Origin of the sequence: Cellulomonas pakistanensis, from assembly GCF_016862755.1 — a bacterium.
Classification (GTDB): Bacteria; Actinomycetota; Actinomycetes; order Actinomycetales; family Cellulomonadaceae; genus Cellulomonas; species Cellulomonas pakistanensis.
Genome location: NZ_BONO01000010.1, coordinates 110,047 through 128,461 on the forward strand (window position 1 = coordinate 110,047; position 18,415 = coordinate 128,461).

Genomic DNA, 18,415 nt, shown 5'->3' on the forward strand with positions numbered 1-18,415 from the left:
CCGTCTTACGTCGACTCCAGTGGCCGGGGGGCGGGCCTCGGTCACGATCGAACCCGTTCAGCAAACCTCGGACGGATCGGCATCAGAACGTGTTACATGAGCGCATGGATACAACCTCACGCACGACGCTCGACGAAGCGTTTGACTCCGAACTGACCGGCGACCGGACACCGAGCGCCGCAATGCTCGCCTGGTTCCTACTGCATGTTGAGCGCCTGGATCCTGAGCTGGTCCCAGATGCCATCTGCGACGGACGCGGCGATAAAGGCATCGATGCGCTGATTGTTGACGATGAGCAGAGCGAGATCGTCCTATTCCAGGGGAAGCGCATGGAAAGCGCGACAAAAACCCAGGGTGATAATGACTTGCGGCATCTACTCGGTGCAGCCAACTACTTCGTCGACGAAAAGGCCGTCGAAGGCCTGCTCGCCAGCAAGCCGAACCACGAGCTCCGCAATTTGTTAACCCGAAACAACGTCGCTCAGAAAGTGGCCTCAGGATATAAAGTCCGCCGACTCGTACTCGTGACCAACGCAAGTCTCGACGCGTCGGCACAAGGTCTTCTCGATGCAGTGTCACATCAGGAGCCGACGCTTGACGTGTGGCATCAGGACAAACTCGTCGCCGTCGCGGAGCGTGTCCGGCGCGCGGACCTGCGAGAAGAGACAGTGTCCATCCGCCCCGCTACACCAGTGATCGCGGTCGACTTGGAGGGGGAGGCCAAGATGGCGATCGCTCTCGTCCGAGCTCACGAGCTCGTCGGTCTGCCTGGCATCGAGGACTTGACCCTCTTCGCCCGGAATGTCCGACTGTCCGCAGGGAACACCCGTATAAATAAAGAACTAGCTGCGACCGTCGCCGATCCGAAGGAACACGCTCTGTTTCCGGCAGCTCACAACGGCATAACCGTACTAACCAACGGACTCACAATCGGCGAAGCCGATATTCGACTAAACGGCCTGAGCGTAGTCAACGGGTGCCAGTCACTCCTCGCCCTTCACCGCGGGAGAGGTGCCCTGACTCCACAGCTGAAGATCCTTGTGAAGATAGTTGAGCTTCCGAGCCGACAGAGCTACATCAGCGATACGATCACCTATCGTGCGAACAACCAGAACGCTGTGAACATCCGAGACCAACGCTCGACGGATGGGATTCAACTCGGCCTATATCGCGCGGTACGTGAGGAGTTTGGTGGTGAGTTCGAGTACGTCATCAAGATCGGTCAAACATCGCAGGCTGCTCGAACCCTTGATAATACGCTTGCCGCACAGCTGATCACCGCGGTATTGCGCGAAAAGCCGTGGGCTGCGGTAAGGAAGGTGCGGTTGTTCGACCAGGACTACCACAACATCTTCGCACCAGACGTCAATGCACACGTCTTGTTCTTGCTTGAGCTTGTCAACGAGGCTTGCAACGTGTCGCGGGAACATCTCGAAGGTGAGCTGAAATCAGCATTTGCATCCGTCAGGTTCACCGTGGCAGCTCTCGTCGCCGACGTTCTAAGACTCAGCGATCGCGGCGCGCAACTTCTCGCCGATCCCAGCGCGTGGTTGCCAGCGAAGCAGCAGGAAGTCCTCTCATGGCTCTCGGAACGCGCGCGGGATGTTGTCGGAAACATCAACGGATATGTGGTTGACGCTGCTACGGAGGCGCAGGAAGAGAAGCGCGACTTCGACGCGAAGACCGTCTTCAAGAGCGCAAGTGGAATCGCGCCACTCCGTCGTGAGATAGCAACCGTTTCTAGGCGCGTCGAGCGTCGTGAACCTGGGTACCTGTTTGACCTTGCGCCTAGCCGGCTCTGACTTTGCCGCTGCCTTTGCCTTTGCTGGGCTTTACCGCCGCGGAAAGTGGACCTCGATCGCGTTAGTCGCGATGCGGTGGTCAGCGCGCTCGCGCTGCGCTCCCGGCGGGAGCGCCGTGGCTTCGCTGAGACGTGTCGTGCTCTACGCGCACCACCAGCTCCTCCGGCCCCGTGCTCGCGAAGGCAAAGGACGTCGCCGACTGCAAAGCGATCGCAGCAACAACTAGGGCGGCCGCACCTACCTTATAGAACCAGACCAACTTGTCCTCTGAGTGCATCGGCCCCGTGCGCTTACCGCTCAGAATAGCGACGACCCGCGAAGGCTCGTAGGGGCTTCCTGCAGTGATTGCCTGAGTCATTCCGGCAACCGGGAGCGACCTCATGATTTCTTGTTCAAGAGCCTCACCATGCTTCACTGCCGCCTTCAGGAGTGGGTGGTACCACGCTCGATCGACAAAGTAGAACGCGTACCAGAGCAAAAGTCCCAACACCACCACCAATGCGCCGAGGCTGAACGGTCCGACAGTCGCACCGTCTCTGGCCGTCCACCCAGCAGCCCCGAGAGCGAAGGTCGCAACTGTCAGCGCAAGTCCACGGATCCTCCATTCGATCTCATTGAAGTGTTTCTGAACTTCGACGGATTGCTTCCACATCTCGACGTAGAGGCTGACTTGATCAGTCTGACTGAACTTGCTCTTGCGCGCAAACATGATCACCTTAAAATAGGTCGAGAACCCTTTCGAACGACGTGCACGATACAGTCGGAACGATCACTCCGGACGGCAGCGCTCGCTCGCGCTCCACGTCTGCGTCCGTCCAGTGCGACACGCGTCGAAGTAGATTGTACTCGTCTCGGTGTTGGACTTGACCATACTCGGCGTGCGCGTCAAGCACTCCGACCGACTGTGCCATGGAGACGTCTTTAATCAGACTGTCTCCGATGTACACCGCGTCCTCGGCCGCTTTTCCGCAGTCGCGAAGGATCGCTCGCAGGATCTCAGGGTTTGGCTTCCACTCTCCCTTTCCCACATGCCGGTGTTCTGTCTGCCTGAGCCCGTACGAACTCGGGTCTCGTTGCCGCAGGCTCTCGACGCCGACCCCGCGCGGCAAGTCGTGATCGGGCGCCGAGTACAGGATGTCAATTACGCCGTCCAGGCCCGTATGTTTGATTCGCCACTCGGTCCAATATGCAACCGACTCGGTGTAAGCGATGACGGTAACGCCTTCGGACTTTAGTCGATTGAGTGTCTCAAGAACCCTCGGATAGAGCCGCGTCGCTCGCCTACGCTCCGAGTGCAGCGCGTGGAGAGCCTCGTCGAATACTTCGGCCGGCTCGCGCGGGAGAACAGCAGCCCGGAGCGACGGTATCTCATTGAGCAGGTTCGAGTATTCGGTTGTACCTCGCAATTGATGGATCGGCCTAATCTCCGCTTCGAGCTGCGACCGAGGTACTCCGCTATCATTCGACAGTTTCTCTAGCATGGCGGAGAAGGAGCGGAACCATGCTTCGAACCAGTCCCAAGTCGTGTTATCTAGGTCTGTCACTAGAACACTCTTCTTCGCACCCATGGGGACAACCTACGGCCCGACACTGACATCTCGGCGACACCTCCACCTCCATTGGAGTTCGGGCATGCTTCACTGGGCGCCAACGGGGTGTGACCATCGGTCCCCTACCAGCGCTTTGGGGCATGATCGACGTCTCAGCGCGGACGGCTCAACGTCCGCCAGCCACACCGCAACGGCGCACGCAGGACGGGAGGCCCCAACCAGATGGCCGGCTCCCAGACCGCCCTGCGCGAGGCCAACCGCGCCACCGTCGTCGACACCATCCGCCGCTACGGCGGCCTCACCCAGGTCGAACTGGCCGCGACAACCGGGCTGTCAGCCGCCACCGTCTCCAACATCGTCCGCGAGCTCCAGCAGGCCGGCGAGGTCGACGTCAGAGCCACGATCCACAACGGCCGCCGCGCCATGCTCGTCGCGATGGTCCACCGCACGGGCCTCGCGGCCGGCGTCCACGTCGGCACGCGGCACATGAGCATCACGCTCACCGACTCCGCCCACCAGGTCCTCGTCGAGCAGGCCCTCCCCCTCCCCCACGAGCACCGCGCCGACACGAGCCTCGACCGCGCCGCCCTCCTCCTGGTCGAGCTCCTCGAGCGCGTCGGCTCCGGCCTCGACGAGCTCCTCGGCATCGGCATCGGCCTCCCCGCACCGGTGGACGCCGCAACCGGCACCGTCTCGGTCCCCGGCATCCTCCGCGGCTGGGACGACGCCCCGGTCGCCCAGGTGATGTCGAAGCGGCTCGGCGTCCCGGTGTTCGTCGACAACGACGCCAACCTCGGCGCCCTCGCCGAGAGCCGCCTGGGCGCGAGCCGGCACTTCCAGGACTCCGTCTACGTCCGCGCGTCCCACGGCACCGGCGCCGGCATCGCCCTGCACAGGAACCTGCACCGCGGCTTCGCCGGCACCGCCGGCGAGATCGGCCACGTCCAGGTCGACGCCCAGGGCCACGTCTGCCTCTGCGGGAGCCGCGGCTGCCTCAACACCGTCGTCGGCGCGCCCGCGCTCATCGAAGTTCTCAGGGCAAGCCGAGGCAGCCTCACACTGAGAGACATCGTCGCCCTCGCCAACGACGGCGACCCGGGCTGCCGCCAGGTCGTCGAGGACGCCGGCGCCACCATCGGCGCGGTCGTCGCCGGGCTGGCCATCGCCGTGAACCCGCAGTGCGTGGTCGTCGGCGGCGAGCTCGCCGAGACCGGCGAGCTGCTCATCGGCCCCATGCGCGAGGCGATCCGCCGCCGGGTGCCGCTCAACCACATCGCCCCGCTCGAGGTCGTCGCCGCGGAGCTCGGCCCGAACGCGGAGGCGATGGGCGCCGTCCTGCTCGCGCTGGAAAACACCCGCGGCACCCTCCCCACCCGCACCAGCCCCGACGGAGACTGAGACCGTGGCACTCGACGTGGAGTGGACGACGACCCAGGACCGGCCGCGCGCCGACAACGGTCCGCTGCTCGACCTCCGGCGCGTCACCAAGCGGTTCGGCGCCGTCGAGGCGCTGACCGAGGTCGACCTGCGCGTGCACGCCCACGAGGTCGTCGCGCTCGTCGGCGACAACGGCGCCGGCAAGTCGACGCTCGCCAAGATCGTCTCCGGCGTGATCCAGCCCGACAGCGGCACGATCGAGATCGACGGCGAGCCCGTCGCCATCCCGAACCCCGCCGGCGCCCACGTGCTCGGCATCTCCACCGTGTTCCAGGACCTCGCGCTGTGCGAGAACCTCAGCGTCGCGGCGAACATCTTCCTCGGCCGCGAGCTGCGCGCGTCCAAGCACAGCCCGATGGACATCGACGGCATGGAGCTGGCGTCCGCGCAGATCCTCCGCGACCTCACGGTCACCGTGCCGTCGGTGCGGACGCCGGTGCGCGAGCTGTCCGGCGGGCAGCGGCAGGCCGTCGCGATCGCCCGCACGCTCACGACCCGGCCGCGGATCCTCGTGCTCGACGAGCCCACCGCCGCGCTGTCCGTCGTGCAGACGGCCGAAGTGCTCATGCTCGTCGAGCGGCTCCGCGAGATGGGGCTCGGCGTCGTGATCATCAGCCACAACCTCGCCGACCTGCGCGCCGTCGCCGACCGGATCGAGGTGCTCCGGCACGGGCGCAACAACGGGTCGTTCGACGCTGGCACGGCCGCGCCGGAGGAGATCATCGGCGCCATCGCCGGGGCCACACGGCCCATCCGCCCGGCGTGGGCCACGCGCTGACCGACCCACGCCGCCGCCCGCGTTTGCCTTCAGAAGTTGTGGGCAATGCCGCCGATGCGCCGACGGCACCCCGCACACCCCGTCCGATTCGCCCCGATCCCGACCACCCGACCCGCATCCGGTCACGGTTCGGCATCACCCACGGCGCAGATTGCCTTCAGAGGTTGACGCGAAACCCGCGGCGGTCCTAGCGTCCGACGCGAGCTCGACAAGACCGGCACCGACGCCGGCCGTGCAGCGCAGCACACCGAGAGCAGGGCACCCGCATGACGGACACCCCCGTCGTCCTCGACATGAGGTCGATCACCAAGACCTTCCCCGGCGTCAAGGCGCTGGACCAGGTCCGGATGGCCGTGCGCGAGGGCGAGATCCACGCGATCTGCGGCGAGAACGGCGCCGGCAAGTCGACGCTGATGAAGATCCTCTCGGGCGTCTACCCGCACGGCACGTACGACGGCGAGATCGTCTACCGGGGCGAGGAGGTGCGGTTCAAGGACATCAAGTCCTCGGAGCGCGCCGGGATCGTGATCATCCACCAGGAGCTGGCGCTCATCCCCGAGCTGTCGATCGCGGAGAACATCTTCCTCGGCAACGAGGTGTCCGGGCCGCTCGGCATCGACTGGGACGCCACCCGCGTGAAGGCCGCCGAGCTGCTCGCCCGCGTGGACCTGGCCGTCTCCCCCGACGAGCAGGTGAAGGACATCGGCGTCGGCCAGCAGCAGCTCGTCGAGATCGCCCGGGCCCTGTCGAAGGACGTCCGGCTGCTCATCCTCGACGAGCCCACGTCGGCCCTGAACGAGGAGGACTCCGCGCACCTGCTCGACCTGCTGCGCGACCTCCGGTCCAAGGGCCTGACCAGCATCATGATCAGCCACAAGCTCAACGAGATCGCCGCCATCGCCGACTCGATCACGATCATCCGCGACGGGAAGACCGTCGAGACGCTGGACGCCGCGGCGGGCGAGGTCGACGAGGACCGGATCATCCGCGGCATGGTCGGCCGGTCGCTCGACCACCGGTTCCCCGACCACACCCCGCAGATCGGCGAGACGTTCTTCGAGGTCCGGGACTGGTGGGTCGAGCACCCGCAGGTCGCCGACCGGATGGTGTGCAAGGGGTCGTCGTTCGAGGTCCGGCACGGCGAGATCGTCGGCTTCGCCGGGATCATGGGCGCCGGCCGCACCGAGCTGGCCCGGTCGCTGTTCGGCCGGTCGTACGGGCGGTACCGCGGCGGGCAGATCCTCATCGACGGCCAGCCGGTCGAGCTGCACACGGTCCAGCAGGCCATCGACCACGGCATCGCCTACGTCCCCGAGGACCGCAAGGTCCAGGGCCTCAACCTGCTGGACAGCATCCTGGACACCATCGTGTCGGCGGACCTCAAGCGGATCACGAAGCGCCGGGTGCTCGACACCGACACGGCGTTCCTCGCGTCCGAGCACTACCGGAAGTCGCTGAACATCCGGACGCCGTCGGTGCGCCAGGGCGTCGTCAAGCTGTCCGGCGGCAACCAGCAGAAGGTGCTCATCGGGAAGTGGATGTTCCCGGAGCCGGACCTGCTGATCCTCGACGAGCCCACCCGCGGCGTGGACGTCGGCGCGAAGTACGAGATCTACGGCCTCGTGCAGCGCCTGGCCGACGCGGGCAAGGGCGTCGTCGTCATCTCCTCCGAGCTGCCCGAGCTGCTCGGCCTGTGCGACCGGATCTACACGATCTTCGAGGGCCGGATCACCGGCGTCCTCGACCGCGAGCACGCCGACCAGGAGGCCCTCATGCGGCTGATGACCGGCACCGCCCCCGCGCTCACGAACTAGCCCAGCCCCCAGCGAAGGACGACCGACGACGATGACGTCACTCAAGCAGCTGTTCGGCGGCGGAGCCCGCCAGTTCGGCATGGTGTTCGCGCTGATCGCGCTGGTGATCATCTTCCAGATCGCCACCGGCGGGAAGGTGCTGACCCCGACGAACGCGCAGAACATCATCAACGGGAACTCGTACGTGCTGATCCTGGCGATCGGCATGGTGCTGGTGATCATCGCCGGGCACATCGACCTGTCCGTGGGGTCGGTGGCGGCCGTGGTCGGCATCATCGTGGCGCTGGCGATCCGCGACTGGGGCATCCCCTGGTGGGCGGGCATCCTGCTCGGCCTCGCGGTCGGCGCGGTGATCGGCGCCTGGCAGGGGTTCTGGGTCGCGTACGTCGGCATCCCCGGGTTCATCACCACGCTCGCCGGGATGATGTTCTTCCGCGGCGCCAACCAGTACATCGGCAAGTCGAACACCGTCCCCGTGCCCGAGGAGATCCAGACGCTCGGCGCCGGCTACCTGCCCGAGTGGGGCCCGAACACCGGGCTGAACAACTGGACGCTGCTGCTCGGCATCCTCGCGATCGCCGGCGTCGTCTACGGCGAGCTGCGCCGCCGGCGCTCGGCCCGCAAGCTCGGCGGCACGCCCGTCGAGCTGTGGGTGTCGATCGTCCGGGTCGGCGCGCTGGGCGCGGTCATCGCGTACGCCACCTGGCTGTTCGGCAGCGGCCGCGTCGGGACGTCGTTCCCGGTGTCAGGCGTGATTCTCGGCGTGCTCGTCCTGCTCTACGGCTTCATCGCGAGCCGCACGATCACCGGCCGGCACGTGTACGCGGTGGGCGGCAACAAGGTCGCGGCGGCGCTGTCCGGCGTCAACATCCGGCGGACCAACTTCTTCGTCATGATGAACATGTCGGTGCTGGCCGCGCTGGCGGGCATCGTGTTCATCGGGCGGTCCACCGCCTCCGGCCCGTTCGACGGCACCAACTGGGAGCTCGACGCGATCGCCGCGGTGTTCATCGGCGGCGCGGCGGTGTCGGGCGGCGTCGGCACCGTCGTCGGGTCGCTCATCGGCGGCCTGGTGATGGCCGTGCTGAACAACGGCCTGCAGCTCATGGGCGTCGGCTCCGACAGCACCCAGATGATCAAGGGCCTGGTGCTGCTCGCCGCCGTGGCGTTCGACGTCTACAACAAGGTCCAGGGCCGCCCGTCGATCGTCGGGCTGCTGATGAAGGGCGCGCGGCGCGGGCGACCCGAGGGACCGGGGTCCGACGACAGCAACGCGGGCACCGGCGCCGCGCCGGTGACGCAGGGCGAGACGCTCGCGCGGAGCTGACTCGCGGCCCGCGGGCCGCGGGCCGCGGCCGCCCACCCCGCACCTGTACTCCCTCGTGCCGACCCCCGGCACGACGCTCGACCGCACCCAACGGCGGGTGCCCGACCGAGGAAGAGTGACACCACCCATGAAGAAGCTGACTGCGGCGCTGGTCGCCGCCGGGGCCGCCGGAGCGCTGCTCCTGTCCGGCTGCTCGTCCGAGCGTGGCGGATCGTCCACGGAGGAGACCGCGGGGACGTCCGAGAGCGGCGGCGGCTTCGCGGCCGACGCCACCATCGGCGTCGCACTCCCGCAGAAGACGTCGGAGAACTGGGTGCTCGCCGAGCAGCTGTTCGTCGACGGGCTGACCGAGGCGGGGTTCAACCCGATCGTGCAGTTCGCGAACAGCGGCGTCACCGAGCAGCAGAACCAGATCCAGGCCATGACCGAGCAGGGCGCCAGCGTCATCGTCGTCGGCGCCATCGACGGCTCGCAGCTGGGCTCCCAGCTCGAGGCGGCGGCCGACTCCGGCGCGTCCGTCATCGCCTACGACCGGCTGGTGAAGAACACCGACGCCGTCGACATGTACGTGGCGTTCGACAACTTCCAGGTCGGCGTCCTGCAGGGCGAGGCGCTGCTGCAGGGGCTCGCGGAGCGCAAGGGCGAGGGCCCGTACAACATCGAGCTGATCGCCGGGTCGCCGGACGACGCCAACTCGACGCCGTTCTTCGAGGGCGCGATGAGCGTCCTGCAGCCGAAGATCGACGACGGGACCCTCGTGGTCGTCTCCGGCCAGACGTCGTTCGAGCAGGTCGCGACGCAGGGCTGGAAGGCCGAGAACGCGCAGCGGCGCATGGACACGATCCTGTCCGGGTCGTACGGCTCGGCCGAGCTGCACGGCGTCCTGTCGCCGAACGACACCCTCGGCCGCGCGGCGCTCACGTCGGTGGCGCAGGCCGGCAAGGACACCCCGGTCGTCACCGGCCAGGACTCCGAGGTCGAGTCGGTGAAGTCGATCGTCGCCGGCGAGCAGTACTCGACGATCTACAAGGACACCCGCGAGCTCGTCGCGCAGACGATCAAGGAGATCCAGGCGCTGCAGAAGGGCGAGGAGCCGGAGATCAACGACACCGAGTCCTACGACAACGGGGTCAAGGTCGTGCCGTCGTTCCTGCTGACGCCGCTGATCGTCACGCAGGAGAACGCCGCCGAGGTGTACGCGGACGACGAGACGCTGTTCCCGCTGACGCAGGAGTGACGGCGTCCGGGGGTCGGTAGGGCGGTACGGCGCGAGGGGCGGGCCCGGGTGCGGGTCCGCCCCTTCGCGCGTCACGCGCCGAGGATCTCCCGCAGCGTCTTCACGCCGCCCGGGGCGCCGTCGACCCGCAGCACGGTCCGGCGGTCCTCCGCGAGCGCGGCCAGCATGCCCCGCAGGTAGCGGCGGTCCCGCGGCCCCGCCTCCTCGATCCGGTCGGACGGCGCGATCAGCGTCGTCAGGACGGCGAAGTCGGCCCGGTGCCGCCCGCGGGCCGGGTCGAGCACGACGGTGTGCTCAGCAGCCTTGGCGACGAGGGCGCCGAGCAGGCTCGGCCGCCGCACTCGCCCGACGACGCCGGCCACCGCCACCTCGACCGCGGCGCTCCGGTCGAGCGCCTGCTGCGCCGCCGGCGTCCCCAGCGTCGTCCCGCCGTGCGCGCCGCGACGCGTGGCCGCGCGTTCGCCGACGTGGCGCGGGATGAGCACGTCGATCTGGGCGCCGCCTCGCGTCCAGCGGTGCTGGTGCCCGGCCGGGCTCGTCCCCGCCGGGGTGAACCCGAGCGCGACGAGCGCGCTGGTGAACCGGTGCAGGATCCGGCCGTCGGCGCGGACGTCGAGGACCGCGTCGAGGTCGTCGGTCGGCCGCTGCGGGGCGGCGCCCCGCTCGGCGCAGTGCAGGTGCACCATCTGCCCGCCGACGAGCGTCCAGTGGTCGGGCAGCCGCTCGTGGACCTCGAGGAGCGCGAGCCACCCGGCCGACTGGGCGTCGGTCATGGGCGGCAGCGCGATCGTCACGCCGCGCGCACCGCCTGGGCGATCAGCTCGCCCGCGCGGGCGAGCTCCCGCGGGCCGTCGTGCTCGGCGAGGTCGGCGGCCAGCACCAGCGGCGGGACCGGGTCGGCGGGCAGCTCCGCGACGACGTGCAGGACGACGTCGGGCCGCCCGACCGCGGGGCGCAGGAGATGCCGCCGCCGGACCGCCTCGAGGTCGTCGTGGCGGACGTACGCCTCGGCGAGGTCGACGGCGCTGATGCCGGACCGCGGGTCGGAGACGCCGGACCGGACGACGGCCGGATCCGCGAGCAGGCCGCGCGGCTCGCGGGCAGCGAACAGCAGCCGGTCCCCGCGCGCCGCGGCCCAGGAGGCGAGGAGCGACGCCGGGTCCGGGTCGCGCTCGAGTCGGGCGCGCCGCTCGCGCCACCGCCCGGGGCGGCCGGTCGGCGCCTGGTCGACGGCGAGCAGGAGCCAGGCCTCGGCCGGGCTCAGCGGGCGGCTGCGGCGTGGAGCTCCCGGGAGCGAGGCGCCGTCGACGAGCCACTGCGATCCGACACGGCGCGCGCGGATCCGCCCCGCGGCGATGAGCTGACGCACGCGGCGGTCGCTGACGCCCATGGCGTCGGCTGCCTCGCGGACGGACACCTCCATGCCCACATGTCTACCGGAGACGGAAGAGATGTGGCAATGCTTGTGCATCCCGGTGCGACCCGCCGCTCTTGACGCGGGAGCCACCAGAACGGGAGATGTGTCACAGCTGCGGTCGTCGTCGACCACCCTCTCGGATTCGTGCACCCGGCCGCACGGGCGATGAGAGTTCCCCCGACGATCAACGACAACGCCGCCGCGATGATCGCTACTCGGTAGATCTGCGGCCCTCCGCCCGAAGCCTCCGGCGCGCGACGCCGGTAGGGCCGATCGGGCTGCGTCGTCAGCCGACCAGCTGCTCCTTCGCCACCGACAGCTGCACGACGTCGCCCTCCACGGCGGCGACCTGGTCGCCCGCCGCGAACCGGTCGCTTTTGAACAGGCCCTTGGCGTCGATCCGGACGTACCCGAGGCGCGCGAGCCGCTCCTGGTCGGACGGCGACAGGTCGTCCGGGCCGACGAGGCTGCGCGCGGCGTCCGCGAGGAACCCGCCGGTGCCGCCGGTCCGCTGGCCCTCGGACGTCACGGCGCCGGGGTCGCCGAAGGAGACCTCCCGGACGGTGCCGACCTCGTCGCCGGACGCGTCGACGACGCGCATTCCCTCCTGGGCGGAGGCGATGGGGCCCTGGTCGCTGGTCGGGATGCTCATGCTCGCTCCTTCGCGTCGCTGCGCCCGGCGTGCGTTGCCGCCCCGGGGTCGACCGGCGCGGCTGCGCCGGTCCCTCCAGCCTCCGGCGTGCCGCGGCGGTCGGCAACCGCGCGCCCCCGGGTGGCCGCTGGGCCGGTCGCAGCCCGGTTGCACCCGTGCCCCGTCTCGTTACGTTCGAGGTGAGGGGCGCGCGAGCGCCCCTCACGGCTACCACCGATCGAGCAGCGGTCGGGCCGACCCGCAGGAGGACCCGTGACCACGACCCCCACCCGCCGCCGTGCCCGCGACCCGCGCCGGATCGCCTACGCCCTCGCGGCCGGCGCCCTCGTCGTCGGGACGTCGGCGTGCACCGGCGACACGCTGGAGGCCGAGAACAGCGCCACCGCGGCGCCCGCGCCCGACCCGACGACGCCGGAGGACGCCGGGACCGACGACTCCGACGGCGCGACGACCGCCGCCCCGGTGGACCTGCTCGCGGGCACGAACCAGGTCGACATCCAGACCTACGGCGGCGAGTGGGTCACGACGACCGTCGAGGGCGGCGTCACGACCGTCGCCGACCCGGCGGAGGCCGGCGGCGTCCCCACCACGTGGGTCATCGAGCCGAACGGCGCGACCTTCCAGGTACGCACCACGGCCACCACCGACGGGCAGCCGTCCTGCCTGAGCCTGCCGGGCGACGACGTCGTGAGCGTCGCGACGTGCGACCCGGCCGCCCCGGACCAGCAGCTCGACGTCGCGACGCTCGACCAGCCGGACCAGGTCAACATCTCGTCCGCCGCGGGCGTCGTCGTGGCGGACCAGGAGGGCGGGCTCGCGCTCGAGCCGGACCCGTCGAGCCCGGCTAGCGTGTTCACGCTCGTGGACCGCGGAGTGGCGGAGGGCTGACCCCGCAGGCGCGGCCCCACCTCGCGCCCGGGCACGGGTCGTCCTCCCAGCCCGGTCCGGTGCCCGGCGTCCGGTCGGGTCGGCGCGACGGTCCGGCGACCGGCCGTCCCCGCGGCACTCCCTACGATGGCGGCGTGCCAGGCACCCCGGAGCATCACCAGACGGCCCGTCGTGCCGAGCCGCTCGTGGTCCGCTTCCGCCCGGACGCCCGGCGGGAGCACCAGCGCCGGGTGGCCGGCGCACGCCGGCGCCGCGGTCGCGCCGCTCTGGCCCTGGCGGCGCTGCTCGGCGCCCTCGTGCTCGTCCCCTGGGTCGCGGTCACCGCGGTCGAGGGGTTCGAGCCACGCGGTCTCGCGCTCCTCGGGCTCCTCGCGGTGCCGGCCGCCCTGGCGGTGTGGGGTCGGCGCCTGCTCCGCCGGCCGCCCGTCGCACTCGGTGCGGTGGCGTTCGCGATCACCCCGGACGAGATCCGGTTCGAGCCGGTGCCGTCCGCCGGCCCCGCCCTGGGCGGCTCCCCCGCGGCCTCCTGGCCGATCGCGGGCACGACCGCCGACATCGAGCCGTCACGGATGGTCGGTGACCGCCTCGTGCTCCGCCGGCCCGGCGCGCGACGGCGGGTCTACCTGGCGGCCACGCTCGACACGGACCCGACGACCGTCGTGTCACAGATCGCGGGCCGGTAGCCGGCGGTCCGGGGTTCGGAGGCCGGAGGCCCGAGGCCGCGACGGCTACAGGTCCTCCGGGACTCCGACCGCCGTCGGGTCGGCCTCCAGCCGCATCCGGGTCCTGGTGCCGCGCCTCCACCGCGCGTCGATGTCGTCGAGCGACTCGTCCGGGTCTCGCCGCCGCCGCGGAGCCAGCGCTCGCAGCAGCACCCGCTGCATCTCCTCGCCGGTCGCGACCCGCGCGAGCGGGCGGTAGCTGCCCCTCTCGGAGAACCCGAGCTCGAGCAGGTCGCCGTTCCACAGCACGCCGAGCGGCTCCAGGTGGTAACCGGACGGCACGCCCTGGACGACGAAGTCGACGCCTTCCTCGTACCCGGCGTCGAGGGCGGCGGCGCGGATCGCGAGCATGGTGGCGAGCCGCGGGTCGCCGTGATCGTCCGGCGCAGGACTGGCCGCCCGGGCCGGGGACGGCGCGGGCGAGGCCGCGACCGTCGGCGGGATCGCCGTCGTCCTGCCCGCCGCCGCGGCGTCCCGGCGCACCACCCGCACCGCCAGGCCGACGACGGCCAGCCACAGCAGGACCACCACCGCCCCGGCCACGACCAGCACCACGTGGTCGCGTCCGGCGACGATCAGCCAGATCCCCGCCACCGGAGCCGCTACCAGCCCGGCCAGCGTGGACCAGTCCGACGCCGTCCAGGGGCGCGCCCCGCCGGGAGCGGTCACGGCGCGATCACCGGCTCGAACCGGCGCGCGCCGCGCACCAGCGCCAGCCCGGCGTCCGACCCGAGCCGGGCGGCGACGGCCGGCTCCTGGCAGGCGCGCAGCAGCGCGACGAGCTCGGGGGCGCCCAGCGCGAGCATCCCGGTCCGGATGGGGATGTCGCGCAGCTCCGCCCGCCACTTCCGGTCCTGGCGCCGGCGAGCGACGACGCCGACGGCGCTCCCGTCCCACACCATGACCCACACCATGGCCGCGGCGTCATGCTCGTCGGGGACCCAGCGGATGTCCGCCCACCGCACACGGCTGACGATGTCGCGTTCGCGCACCACCAGGGCGGTCGGCGTCAGCCAGACCCCCGCCCGCAGCGCCCGGCGCAGCTGACTGCTGACGACGATGCTGACCGGCACGAGCAGGGCAGCCAGGATCACGACGACGCCGATCACCTGATCGGGGTCGGCGTCCGCCCGCCACGGTGCCGTGCCGAGGACGAGCGCCACGAAGGGCGCGGCGGCGAGCGCCGAGAACGCGGCGCCGAGCACGTGCCGCACCGGGCTCTCGTGCAGCACGGTGGCGGGCTCGCCGTCGAGCGTGCGGGTGGCGATCCGGCCGCGCCGACCGGTCCCGCGGAGCTCACGGTCCCGCAGCACCCGGCCGATCTGCAGCAGCACGCCGACGGCGATGATCCAGACCCCGAGGCCCAGCACGACCCCCGAGGACCGGCTGTTGACCACGAGGAGCGCGCCGAACGCGACGAGGCCCGTGACCGTGGCGAGCTCCCGGACCCGCGTCCACCGTGCCGCACGATCGGGCCGGTCGCTCACCGGAGCCGGCGCATCGGTGCCGGGGTCACCACGCGTCGTCGTCCTGGACCGCGTCCACCGGGCGCGGGGCGGGGAGCGAGTCCCGCCCGCCGGCCCCGGCCGCCGCGCCGAGGTTCGGCCGTGCCGCGCCCTCCTCGACGTCGATCTCCGGCGCCAGCAGCCCCGACGAGCCGCGCCGCCTGGCGTCCTTCGACCCGCCCGCGCCGGCACCGCCGCCCATGGGGGCGCCCATCATGCCGCCGCCGGAGCGCGCGCCGGACGCGGCGCCGCCGGACGCGCCGGCCTGCGCGCCCTGGCCGAGCGCCGACGTGGAGCCCGCGAGCGACGAGCCGGACGCGCCGACCCCGCCCGCGGCGCCACCGGCGCTGACGCCGCCGACACCCACGCCCGAGCGGCCCCCGGCACCGCCCGCTCCGGCGCCGCCGAACGCGCCGCCGGCCACACCGCCGCCGAGCCCGCCGGCGCCACCCGCACCGCCGGCGCCGAGCCGGCTGAGTGCGGCGCCACCGAGCGCCCCGCCACCGATCGCGAGCCCGCCCGTGAGGCCTCCGGCCCCGATGCCGCCGATGCCGCCGCTGCTTCCCGCGCCGCCCGACCCGCCCCCGAGCTGCCCGCCGCCGCCCGCTCCGGCGCCGGATCCGGACCCGCCGGGCACGACCCCGCCGACGCTGCCGTCCGCCGAGCTGCCGTCGCCGCTGCCCGGGACGTGCCCGCCGCCGAGGCCGCTGCCCGAGCCGCCCGACCAGCCGGGGCCGACGACCCCGCCGCCGGTCCCGCCGGAGCCCGCACCGGAGCCACCCCCACCGATCACCCCGACACCACTGCCGCTCCCGCCGGGCTGCTGCCACGTGGGCGACACCGACCCGCCGGCTCCGCCGTCGTAGCCCCCGACCGTGCCCCCGGACAGGCCACCGCCCTCCGGGGCGGCGTAGCCGCGCGGGCCCGCTGTCGACGGGGTCCGCCCGCCCGGCATGGCGCCACCCGTCGGGCTGTCGTCGATCTCGTACTGCTTGCCGTTCCCCGAGTCGACGACGGTGATCGCGCTCAGCCGGCTCTCGAGGCTGCTCAACGCGGCCGACGCCTTCTCCTCGCGGACCCGCTCGCGCTGGGCGGCGAGCAGCTCGGGGGTGAGCCCGGTCCCCGTGCCCGCTGGCGTCCCCAGGTTCGCCTGGGCCAGCTCCCGGCGCTCGGCCGGCGTCACGGTGCCCCGCGGCAGGGTGTGGTAGCTCTCCTGCGCGTCCGCGATCGCGCCGCGGGCCTCCTCCGCCGCGCGCGCCAGCGTGGCCAGCTGCGCCGACAGGTCGGCGATGTCGCCGGACAGCGACGACAGCGTGGACTGCGCCGCCTCGCCCGCCGCGCCGCGCATCAGGTACTCGAGCCCGGCCGAGACGTCGCTCAGCTGCGCGGCGGTGTCCCCGGTGACGGTGCCGGCGGACCCGAACGTGTCGTGCTGCAGCACCACCGCGCTGAGGTCGGCGTCCAGCGTGCGGCCGAGCTGCGCTGCGTACTCACCCATCGTGTCCCCTCGAGGTGGTGTCGTCGGTGCCGGTCGGGTGCGGAGCGCCGCGACGGCGGCGGAGGAGGAGCAGCAGAGCGACGACCACCGCGACGACGACCCCCGCGGCGCCGAGAACCACCGGCAGGGTCGACGAGGACTCCTCGGCCTGGGTGCGCGCCTCAGGTGCGGCGGTCTCCCGCGCCTCCTGGGACGTCGGCGTCGGTGTCGGCGACGGATCCGGCTCGCCGAGCGCCTCCCGGACGTCGCTGATCGAGGGGAGGGCGGTTTCGCTCTCCTCGATGAACGGGTTGACGTCCGGGTACGAGCGAGGGTCGCTGTCGAGCATCTGGCGGATGTTCACCGTGCCGTAGCCCCACGCCTCGTGCTCGATCACCGGCTCGTGCTCCGTGCCACCGGTGTTGCGGATGAGCGACTGCAGGATCTGGTTCGCGGTCGCGTCGGGGTAGCGCGACCACGCGAGGGCGAGCGCGGCAGAGGTGAAGGCCGTCGCGTTGGACGAGCCGGTTGTCGAGACGTACCTCTGCAGCCCGGGGTCGATGGTCCGGATCTGGGCGCCTGGAGCGACGACGTCGACGGCGCCGACGGTGGGGCTGCCCTCGGCGAGGCTGAGGTCGGGCGCCAGGGTGCCGACGGTGACCGCGCCGTTGAACCTCGCGGGCAGTCCTTCGACGACACCGTTGTTCCCTCCGGCGCCGACCACGATGACGCCCGCGCGCAGGGCCACGAGCATGTCCTCGCCCGTCAGGTCGTACGCACCCGAGACGTTGAGGATGTCCGCGCCGCTGGTCGCGGCGTCCTGGAACGCCCGCGACAGCTCGGGCACCGCGCAGTCGTCGTTCGAGTCCTGCTTGCCGACACCGAAGACCTCGACCTCGGCTCCCGGCGCCACCCCGAGCGTGCCGGGCTCGCCGTTCACACCCGCACCGGTCCCGGCGATCAGGGCCGCCATGTGGACGCCGTGCGCACTGGGGACGCCGTCACGTGCGTGTGCGGCAGCGCAGTACCCGGGGCCGCTCGCGGTGACGTCCGTCCCGGCCAGATCCGGAGAGCCGGGGATCAGCTCCGCATCGAGCACCGCGATCTTGATGCCTTCGCCCGTCGACCGCTGGTGCTGCTCCGCCAGCCCGGCGCGCGTGTAGTACCAGAGCCCGCCGTCGGACGCGTCGCTGGCCGCGCCGGCCTGCGCAGGCGCGAGGACGGCGAGCGGGACCAGGGCGAGTGCCGCCGCCACCTGCCGCCGCGCGAGGAGCCGCAGACGATTCACGAGATCGACCCGTGCGTGGAGCTCGGCACCGGAGCCGGGGACACGTGCGCGACCACGTCGAGCTGGGCGACGAAGCGGTCGAGCGTCTCCCGCTGGGCGGCGTCGACGTTCTGCATCGCGCGGATGCTCTCGGCCAGCGCCACCCGCGCGGACTCCAGCTCCTGCTCGACGCGGGTGAGTTCAGCCTCGGCGTCGGACACGGCCGAGTGGTACCGCCCGGCGAACGCCCGCACGGACGGGATGTCGGGCCACGAGCCTGGTGCGGCGTCACCCGCGCGCGCGGACACGCGCGACCGGAGCTGCGTGACCTCGTCGTGCATGGCGAGCAGCCGGTCGACGCTCCCCTGCAGCTCCTCGTAGTGGTAGCCGAGCTCCCCCGCCACGTGCGTCCTCCGCGTGCTGTCCTGTGCGCGTCGCCCCCTGCGACGCGATGGCCGCGCGGCCGCGCCGCTGCCGTCGTGGGTGACGGCGGGCGCGACCGCGCGGGTCGTGCGTGTGCGGTCCCGGCTCGCTCAGGCGTC

General features: G+C 71.5%; 18 protein-coding genes. 8 read left to right on the forward strand and 10 right to left on the reverse strand.

Going from position 1 to position 18,415, the window contains the following annotated elements; genetic code table 11:
• The first annotated feature begins 104 nt into the window (after positions 1-104).
• On the forward strand, positions 105-1,802 hold the full coding sequence (locus tag Cpa01nite_RS08470) for an AIPR family protein (protein WP_203668321.1): 1,698 nt from the start codon (positions 105-107) through the stop codon (positions 1,800-1,802).
• 79 nt (positions 1,803-1,881) lie between these two features.
• Here Cpa01nite_RS08470 and Cpa01nite_RS08475 read toward each other — a convergent pair whose 3' ends face one another.
• Both Cpa01nite_RS08475 and Cpa01nite_RS08480 read right to left on the reverse strand, forming a co-directional pair.
• Positions 1,882-2,511, reverse strand: coding sequence for a hypothetical protein (locus tag Cpa01nite_RS08475; RefSeq protein ID WP_203668322.1), 630 nt, complete (start codon positions 2,509-2,511; stop codon positions 1,882-1,884).
• Between the two features lie 7 nt (positions 2,512-2,518).
• On the reverse strand, positions 2,519-3,370 hold the full coding sequence (locus Cpa01nite_RS08480) for an HAD family hydrolase (protein ID WP_203668323.1): 852 nt from the start codon (positions 3,368-3,370) through the stop codon (positions 2,519-2,521).
• A 204-nt stretch (positions 3,371-3,574) separates the two neighbouring features.
• Between Cpa01nite_RS08480 and Cpa01nite_RS08485 the strand changes: the two genes are divergently transcribed.
• From Cpa01nite_RS08485 to Cpa01nite_RS08505, 5 genes are all read left to right on the forward strand, one after another.
• Positions 3,575-4,750 (forward strand): ROK family transcriptional regulator, encoded by a 1,176-nt coding sequence (locus tag Cpa01nite_RS08485; RefSeq protein ID WP_203668324.1) that lies wholly within the window; start codon positions 3,575-3,577, stop codon positions 4,748-4,750.
• 4 nt (positions 4,751-4,754) lie between these two features.
• Positions 4,755-5,567, forward strand: a complete 813-nt coding sequence (locus Cpa01nite_RS08490; RefSeq protein WP_239068633.1) for an ATP-binding cassette domain-containing protein — start codon at positions 4,755-4,757, stop codon at positions 5,565-5,567.
• 266 nt (positions 5,568-5,833) lie between these two features.
• Complete coding sequence (gene mmsA / locus Cpa01nite_RS08495) at positions 5,834-7,381, forward strand: multiple monosaccharide ABC transporter ATP-binding protein (RefSeq protein WP_203668325.1); 1,548 nt, start codon at positions 5,834-5,836, stop codon at positions 7,379-7,381.
• A gap of 31 nt (positions 7,382-7,412) precedes the next feature.
• A complete protein-coding gene (gene mmsB, locus Cpa01nite_RS08500; protein ID WP_203668326.1) occupies positions 7,413-8,708 on the forward strand; it encodes a multiple monosaccharide ABC transporter permease in 1,296 nt (431 codons plus the stop codon).
• A 127-nt stretch (positions 8,709-8,835) separates the two neighbouring features.
• Positions 8,836-9,945 (forward strand): substrate-binding domain-containing protein, encoded by a 1,110-nt coding sequence (locus Cpa01nite_RS08505; RefSeq protein ID WP_203668327.1) that lies wholly within the window; start codon positions 8,836-8,838, stop codon positions 9,943-9,945.
• A 71-nt stretch (positions 9,946-10,016) separates the two neighbouring features.
• Here Cpa01nite_RS08505 and Cpa01nite_RS08510 read toward each other — a convergent pair whose 3' ends face one another.
• The 3 genes from Cpa01nite_RS08510 to Cpa01nite_RS08520 all read right to left on the reverse strand — a co-directional run bounded on the left by Cpa01nite_RS08510 (position 10,017) and on the right by Cpa01nite_RS08520 (position 12,014).
• Positions 10,017-10,718 (reverse strand): hypothetical protein, encoded by a 702-nt coding sequence (locus Cpa01nite_RS08510; RefSeq protein ID WP_203668328.1) that lies wholly within the window; start codon positions 10,716-10,718, stop codon positions 10,017-10,019.
• 17 nt (positions 10,719-10,735) lie between these two features.
• Positions 10,736-11,368, reverse strand: coding sequence for a helix-turn-helix domain-containing protein (locus tag Cpa01nite_RS08515; protein WP_203668329.1), 633 nt, complete (start codon positions 11,366-11,368; stop codon positions 10,736-10,738).
• Between the two features lie 280 nt (positions 11,369-11,648).
• The gene (locus tag Cpa01nite_RS08520; protein WP_203668330.1) at positions 11,649-12,014 is read right to left on the reverse strand and encodes a hypothetical protein; all 366 of its coding nucleotides are present in this window, start codon (positions 12,012-12,014) and stop codon (positions 11,649-11,651) included.
• Positions 12,015-12,266: 252 nt separating this feature from the next.
• Here Cpa01nite_RS08520 and Cpa01nite_RS08525 point away from each other — a divergent pair, with 252 nt between their 5' ends.
• Both Cpa01nite_RS08525 and Cpa01nite_RS08530 read left to right on the forward strand, forming a co-directional pair.
• Positions 12,267-12,902, forward strand: a complete 636-nt coding sequence (locus Cpa01nite_RS08525) for a hypothetical protein (RefSeq protein ID WP_203668331.1) — start codon at positions 12,267-12,269, stop codon at positions 12,900-12,902.
• A 134-nt stretch (positions 12,903-13,036) separates the two neighbouring features.
• Positions 13,037-13,585 carry a hypothetical protein gene (locus tag Cpa01nite_RS08530; RefSeq protein ID WP_203668332.1) on the forward strand — a complete coding sequence of 183 codons (549 nt, stop codon included), beginning with the start codon at positions 13,037-13,039 and terminating at the stop codon, positions 13,583-13,585.
• A 45-nt stretch (positions 13,586-13,630) separates the two neighbouring features.
• On the opposite strand, the gene Cpa01nite_RS08535 is transcribed toward Cpa01nite_RS08530, so the two are convergent.
• The 5 genes from Cpa01nite_RS08535 to Cpa01nite_RS08555 are packed head-to-tail and all read right to left on the reverse strand — an operon-like array spanning position 13,631 to position 18,277.
• The gene (locus Cpa01nite_RS08535) at positions 13,631-14,293 is read right to left on the reverse strand and encodes a hypothetical protein (protein WP_203668333.1); all 663 of its coding nucleotides are present in this window, start codon (positions 14,291-14,293) and stop codon (positions 13,631-13,633) included.
• Positions 14,290-15,111 carry a hypothetical protein gene (locus Cpa01nite_RS08540; protein ID WP_203668334.1) on the reverse strand — a complete coding sequence of 274 codons (822 nt, stop codon included), beginning with the start codon at positions 15,109-15,111 and terminating at the stop codon, positions 14,290-14,292. The genes Cpa01nite_RS08535 and Cpa01nite_RS08540 overlap by 4 nt, the downstream gene beginning before the upstream one ends.
• Before the next feature lie 25 nt (positions 15,112-15,136).
• A complete protein-coding gene (locus Cpa01nite_RS08545; protein WP_203668335.1) occupies positions 15,137-16,627 on the reverse strand; it encodes a hypothetical protein in 1,491 nt (496 codons plus the stop codon).
• Complete coding sequence (locus Cpa01nite_RS08550; protein WP_203668336.1) at positions 16,620-17,894, reverse strand: S8 family peptidase; 1,275 nt, start codon at positions 17,892-17,894, stop codon at positions 16,620-16,622. The genes Cpa01nite_RS08545 and Cpa01nite_RS08550 overlap by 8 nt, the downstream gene beginning before the upstream one ends.
• Positions 17,891-18,277, reverse strand: coding sequence for a hypothetical protein (locus tag Cpa01nite_RS08555; RefSeq protein ID WP_203668337.1), 387 nt, complete (start codon positions 18,275-18,277; stop codon positions 17,891-17,893). The genes Cpa01nite_RS08550 and Cpa01nite_RS08555 overlap by 4 nt, the downstream gene beginning before the upstream one ends.
• Between the last annotated feature and the right edge of the window lie 138 nt (positions 18,278-18,415).

Excerpts from the sequence above, each read along its gene's own strand:
- Cpa01nite_RS08515 (WP_203668329.1), bottom strand. The coding sequence starts at position 11,368 with ATGGAGGTGTCCGTCCGCGAGGCAGCCGACGCCATGGGCGTCAGCGAC.
- Cpa01nite_RS08505 (WP_203668327.1), top strand. The coding sequence starts at position 8,836 with ATGAAGAAGCTGACTGCGGCGCTGGTCGCCGCCGGGGCCGCCGGAGCG.
- Cpa01nite_RS08470 (WP_203668321.1), top strand. The coding sequence starts at position 105 with ATGGATACAACCTCACGCACGACGCTCGACGAAGCGTTTGACTCCGAA.
- Cpa01nite_RS08480 (WP_203668323.1), bottom strand. The coding sequence starts at position 3,370 with ATGGGTGCGAAGAAGAGTGTTCTAGTGACAGACCTAGATAACACGACT.
- mmsA (WP_203668325.1), top strand. The coding sequence starts at position 5,834 with ATGACGGACACCCCCGTCGTCCTCGACATGAGGTCGATCACCAAGACC.
- Cpa01nite_RS08475 (WP_203668322.1), bottom strand. The coding sequence starts at position 2,511 with ATGTTTGCGCGCAAGAGCAAGTTCAGTCAGACTGATCAAGTCAGCCTC.
- Cpa01nite_RS08510 (WP_203668328.1), bottom strand. The coding sequence starts at position 10,718 with ATGACCGACGCCCAGTCGGCCGGGTGGCTCGCGCTCCTCGAGGTCCAC.
- mmsB (WP_203668326.1), top strand. The coding sequence starts at position 7,413 with ATGACGTCACTCAAGCAGCTGTTCGGCGGCGGAGCCCGCCAGTTCGGC.
- Cpa01nite_RS08520 (WP_203668330.1), bottom strand. The coding sequence starts at position 12,014 with ATGAGCATCCCGACCAGCGACCAGGGCCCCATCGCCTCCGCCCAGGAG.
- Cpa01nite_RS08485 (WP_203668324.1), top strand. The coding sequence starts at position 3,575 with ATGGCCGGCTCCCAGACCGCCCTGCGCGAGGCCAACCGCGCCACCGTC.
- Cpa01nite_RS08545 (WP_203668335.1), bottom strand. The coding sequence starts at position 16,627 with ATGGGTGAGTACGCAGCGCAGCTCGGCCGCACGCTGGACGCCGACCTC.